This window comes from Ilumatobacter sp., from assembly GCF_049588435.1.
Classification (GTDB): domain Bacteria; phylum Actinomycetota; class Acidimicrobiia; order Acidimicrobiales; family Ilumatobacteraceae; genus Ilumatobacter_A.
Genome location: NZ_JBAVYV010000500.1, coordinates 1 through 4843 on the forward strand (window position 1 = coordinate 1; position 4843 = coordinate 4843).

General features: G+C 65.3%; 4 protein-coding genes and 1 pseudogene. 3 read left to right on the forward strand and 2 right to left on the reverse strand.

Features of this window, described 5'->3' with window-relative positions:
* Together WBV89_RS18690 and WBV89_RS18695 are read left to right on the forward strand one after the other, a co-directional pair.
* Positions 1-510: pseudogene (locus WBV89_RS18690) on the forward strand (SAM-dependent methyltransferase); the annotation flags it as partial.
* 453 nt (positions 511-963) lie between these two features.
* Positions 964-1245 carry a hypothetical protein gene (locus WBV89_RS18695; RefSeq protein WP_423982840.1) on the forward strand — a complete coding sequence of 94 codons (282 nt, stop codon included), beginning with the start codon at positions 964-966 and terminating at the stop codon, positions 1243-1245.
* Between the two features lie 240 nt (positions 1246-1485).
* Here the strand turns inward: WBV89_RS18695 and WBV89_RS18700 are convergent, their stop codons facing one another.
* Positions 1486-2004, reverse strand: coding sequence for a hypothetical protein (locus WBV89_RS18700; RefSeq protein ID WP_423982841.1), 519 nt, complete (start codon positions 2002-2004; stop codon positions 1486-1488).
* Between the two features lie 33 nt (positions 2005-2037).
* Between WBV89_RS18700 and WBV89_RS18705 the strand changes: the two genes are divergently transcribed.
* A complete protein-coding gene (locus WBV89_RS18705; RefSeq protein ID WP_423982842.1) occupies positions 2038-2691 on the forward strand; it encodes a MarC family protein in 654 nt (217 codons plus the stop codon).
* 231 nt (positions 2692-2922) lie between these two features.
* On the opposite strand, the gene WBV89_RS18710 is transcribed toward WBV89_RS18705, so the two are convergent.
* The coding region (locus WBV89_RS18710) for an ATP-binding protein (protein ID WP_423982843.1) at positions 2923-4843 on the reverse strand (1921 nt) is incomplete at its 5' end.

The following is a 4843-nucleotide window of genomic DNA, read 5'->3' on the forward strand; positions in this document are numbered from 1 at the left end:
GCCGAGTTGCGCAAGAAGCCCGGATCCGATGCCATCGACACCATCGTCGGCGACATGACCTCGACGGTGATGCGAACCGATGCCTCACTCGTGTACCTCGTCTACAACACGATCGGAAACCTGCGCACCCAGGCCCAGCAGGTTGCGTGCTTTCGCAATGCCGCAGCTCACCTGCGGCCGGGAGGACGATTCGTGATCGAGGTCGGTGTTCCTCAGCTCCATCAGCTACCACCGGGACAGACGATTCGCCCGTTCGCCTCGACCGACGACTACCTCGGATTCGACGAGTACGTCGACCGTGACAGCCAGATCCTCGTCTCACGCCACTTTCGCTTCGACGGCGACCAGGTCACTCGCATCTCCGGCGCCTTCCGCTACGTCTGGCCCGCCGAACTCGACCTGATGGCCCAGCTCGCCGAAATGGAACTCGAGACGCGCTGGGCCAGCTGGGACCGCAGCGAATTCACCGCCGACTCCTCCTCCCACGTCTCCGTGTGGCGGCTTCCGTAGGCCAACACCTCCCATGAACTGCCGAACGTGAGGGCCCAACGCAACTGCACCGCCGCACATCAACAAGCCATCCGTCGCACACAGACCGCTCGTATCGGCACCACTGTGAGCGGCCTGGTGCCCGAGACTGTGTGGGTGGGCAGATGTGGTTCGCGGCTGCCGTCTCTGATGACAACTACAGCTGTCATCGTGGAGATCCGGGCGAGTGCGCGCAAGCACGGAATCTTCGACGACGACATCCGCCATGCCATCAACAATGCAATCGGTTCCATCACCCGTCCCGATTGCGTCCCGACCAGCCTGACTTCACGATGCTCATCGGAACCAGACAGCAAAATCCGCCGTCATTGAGGTCGGCATTCTCGAAACCGATGACCAGGACTATGTGATCCACGCCGTGCCCGCCCGAGACAGGTATCTGAAGATGATCGATCCCCGACGAGGTGATTCACGATGAAGACGACCAAGCACCCAACTGAACTGACCGACGACGAGGCTGCAGCGATCGTCGACGCATTCGATGACGCTCCCGACGACAGCTACGTCGTCACCCAGCAAGACGCCCTCATCGAACTTCGCGCCGCCGCGGCGGCCCGTCGAGACGCAGAGAGCCGCATCGAGGCTGCAGCACTTCGCGCCCACCGAGACGGCGCCGCGTGGGGAGTCATCGGTACCCAGCTCGGCATGACCCGCCAGGGCGCTCGGCAGCGTTTCGAGCGACTGGTCAACCGCTAGCACGCCACCCCTGCTGCCGTCCAGCGCTGCGATGGAGAAGCACGCAGATCAACACGGCCTCCACAGCGTTGCACCCGAGAAAGATCGGCACGTCATCCCGAGCGGATGCGAGCGAGATCGCCCCAGCGGCAGCTGCGGTCCGGCTGGCGATCGCCGGCCACGTGCGGGTGAGCGCGTGGGTTCGTGCGCTGCGGGCGCTTGTCGACATGTGCCTCTTGATCCGGCGTTCGGGCAGCGCGATCAGGGAGCGCAGCCCTGGGGGACGAAATCGCCCGCTCGCTCGAAGTCGCGGCACGTCAGAAAGCGCTCGTTTGCCGTACCGACGTAGAACCCCGCCAGGCCCACCAGGACCACGACTGCGAATGTCACGGCCTGCTCTCGGCGTGAGAGCGCGAACAGGTCGCGACCAAGGAGTCGTGCGATCACCCAGACGGCGTATGGCAGCGTCAGGATCAGCGCGGCCGTCAGCACGTTGGACACCGTCGCCGAGTCGGTCAGCAGCAAGGCATCGCTGACGATGTAGAGGAACGGCAGCGCCAGGATCAATCGACTCCACCATGAGCTCGCGAGTCCGTCGGGCAAAACGAACGTTGCAACGAACACGACCGTGCACACGACAAAGATCGAGAATGTCCGCTGGTATGAGACAACGTCGAATGCACCCAGCTCGAAGCCGACGCCCCAGGCGATCAGTGCGCCCGGGATCGCGGCCACGACGAACGCGAGCGCTGCGGATTGTGGGTCACCGGCCCCGGACATACCGACAGATTCGCACGACTACTGTGGGTCGTCGTGGACATCTCGTCGTTGAGCGCGTGGGAGATCGCGGTTCAGGCAACGATTGGGGTGTTCATGATCATCAATCCGATCGACCCGGTGAAGATCGTCATCTTCAACGAAGTCGTCGATCGACAAGGGTTGAACCGCCGCGCTGGCGCGTTGAAGATCGCCGTCATCGTGTTCGTTGTCCTCGGGACGATGGCACTGGTGGGTCGCGAACTACTGCAACTCTTCGGGATCAATCTCGGTGCGTTCGGTGTCGTCGGAGGAATCGTCGTCGCGCTCATGGGCTTCGAGATGCTCTATGGCGGCGCTTCGAGTCGGACCCAAGGAACCGCAGAGGTCGCTGCAGAGTCCGAGGCAGTCCACGAACAGGACGGGCTCGTGATGCCCCTGGCGATCCCGCTCATGGCGGGACCCGGCGCGATCACCACGGTGGTCACGATGTCGTCCGCGACCGACGACGGCGCGACGCTGGTAGCCACGCTCATCGGTGTCGCCATCGTGTCGGTGCTGGTCTTTGTCGGCTTCGCCATGTTCGGCAGCTGGTTCGCACGACTCAGCAGCACGACCACAGCGATGCTCGCACGAATCGGCGGTTTGCTCCTTGCGACGATCGGCATGCAACTCGCGCTCGGTGGCATCCGCACGTTCTACGAGACGTGACCGATCACATCATCGGCATGAAATAGCCAGCCGCAATCCACCTCAGGTCGCCCTCCGACGACAGCGTGGCCGGAATGTGCCGGTCGGGAGCACCCATATTGACGGTCGTCGCAGCCCAATGATCCCGCTCAGGTACGGCACCGATGCGCTCGCCTACCAGCGCGGAAATGCGCGGTCGGCCTGACGCCGATACCGCTCGGCGGCGGTCGCTCTCCCGTGCCGGAGATACGATCATCGAACTGGATCCGACCGTTGCGGCTGGTCAGAGGTTCCTCGGTTCGATTCCTCGTACGCAGGCTCCGAGGCTCCGAGGCTCCGAGGCTCCGGCGTGGTCGATGCGATCGGGGGCGCCCCGAGGCGCTCGCGCGTGAAGGCGACCAGCTTGTCTCTCGTCATCGCGGCGCCTTGATCTCGCTGATCGGCGACTCGGTTCGTGTGGCCGACCACCTGGTCGACGTCGGCCCGGCTCTTGACGAGCACGCCGAAGGCGAGGCCGTGTCGTTCGAGGTAGCCGAGGAGGACAGCAGCGTCGGCAATTCGCCCGCGCCGGTACCAATGAATCGCCAACGCTTCGATCACCACCCACGCGAACGACCACATCCTGCCGCGGGCCACGACGTCGAAGGCCTCGGTGAAGATCTCCTCGGCTGCCGGTGAGTCTGCCCACGACGCCGCCACCGCGAGGTTCTTCATGGCCTCACCCTGCATGTGGGGGAGTCCTCGCGTGACCGCGCAGGTCGCGCGGAATCGTTCGATCGCAGCATCGGTGGCACCGCGGGCGAGCAACCCGAAGCATTCGCCGTTGGCGGCGATGGCGACGTTCACCTCGGACGGCACCGCGGCGGCGACTGCGGCGAGGCGATCGGCATATCCCTGTACGGCCTCCGGCTCGACTGCCAGCCCGGCGAGGCAGCACAGTTCGAGCGGATTGACGACCTCGGTGTCCGGCTGCTCCCGGTTGACGGCGCCGACCATCAGCGACCGACGCGCAGCGGCGAGGGCCTCGACCGGCTTACCTGTGTTTAAGTGCGCCTCGCCGACGGCCCACCAGAGCATGCAATGTCCAACGCCACCGGTGAGGTCGTCGAGGTCGAGGCCTCGCAGACCCCGGCTGAATGCCGCTTCGTTCTCGCCGCGGAGCGTGCACCACAACGTCGCGAACGCGTGACTGATGCACGCGAGCCGATGATCGTCGGGGAGCTGATCGACGATCGAGATCATCCACTCGGCGTGCTCGTCGAGGAAGAGGTAGTACACCGGCGGGAGCAGAGCGATGCCGGCGGCGAGCTCGGGCATGCCGTCGTCGAGCGCCGACGCGACCGCAACCCGGAAGTTGTGCCAGTCGCGTCGCACCATGGCAAAGGGCGTCATGTCGGTGACGACCGACGGGTCGGTGAGCGCGCGCACCTCCGCCGCGACCGTATGGAAATGGAGCTGGTGTCGGCGGCGGACCTCCTCGGCTTCGCCCTGCTCGTGGAGACGAGCCTTGCCGAACTCGCGAAGCGTCTCCAGCAGCCGATACCGGCTGTGCCGTCCGCTGCGATCTGAGACGACGAGCGACTTCGACACCAGCGAGTCGAGCACCGCATCGACGAGACGAGGTTCGGCACCGCCGACGGCGATGGCGGCTGCATGGTCGAAATCACCCGGGAAGATCGAGAGGCAGGCGAAGACGGCGCGCTCGACCTCGTCGAGCAACTCGTACGACCACTCGACCGCAGCAGCGAGCGTCTGGTGTCGCTCGCTGCCGATCCGACCACTGCGGAGCACGGCGAAGCGATCATCCAGCCGGTGGAGCAGATCGACCGGCGTGAGCGAACGCGTCCGCGCCGCGGCCAGCTCGATCGCGAGCGGATTACCGTCGAGTCGCTCGCAGATCCGGTCGATGGCGCGCCGGTCGTCGTCATCCGGCGCGAAGCGGTCGTCCGCTGCGGCGGCGCGGTCGCAGAACAGCGTGTGGGCGTCGAGGTCATCGAGCCCGCTGACGGGGTGCACCCGTTCCCCGTCGATGCCGAGATGTTCCCGACTGGTCGCGACGATCACGACCGTCGGACATCCACGCACGACCTCGTCCACGAGTGACGCGGCGGTTGCGAGCACGTGCTCGCAATTGTCGATCACGACGAGCGAACGCCGCGAGAGGAGATGATCG

Bases quoted from the DNA above. Each gene is read 5' to 3' on its own strand.
- WBV89_RS18695 (WP_423982840.1), top strand. From the start codon at position 964: ATGAAGACGACCAAGCACCCAACTGAACTGACCGACGACGAGGCTGCA.
- WBV89_RS18700 (WP_423982841.1), bottom strand. From the start codon at position 2,004: ATGTCCGGGGCCGGTGACCCACAATCCGCAGCGCTCGCGTTCGTCGTG.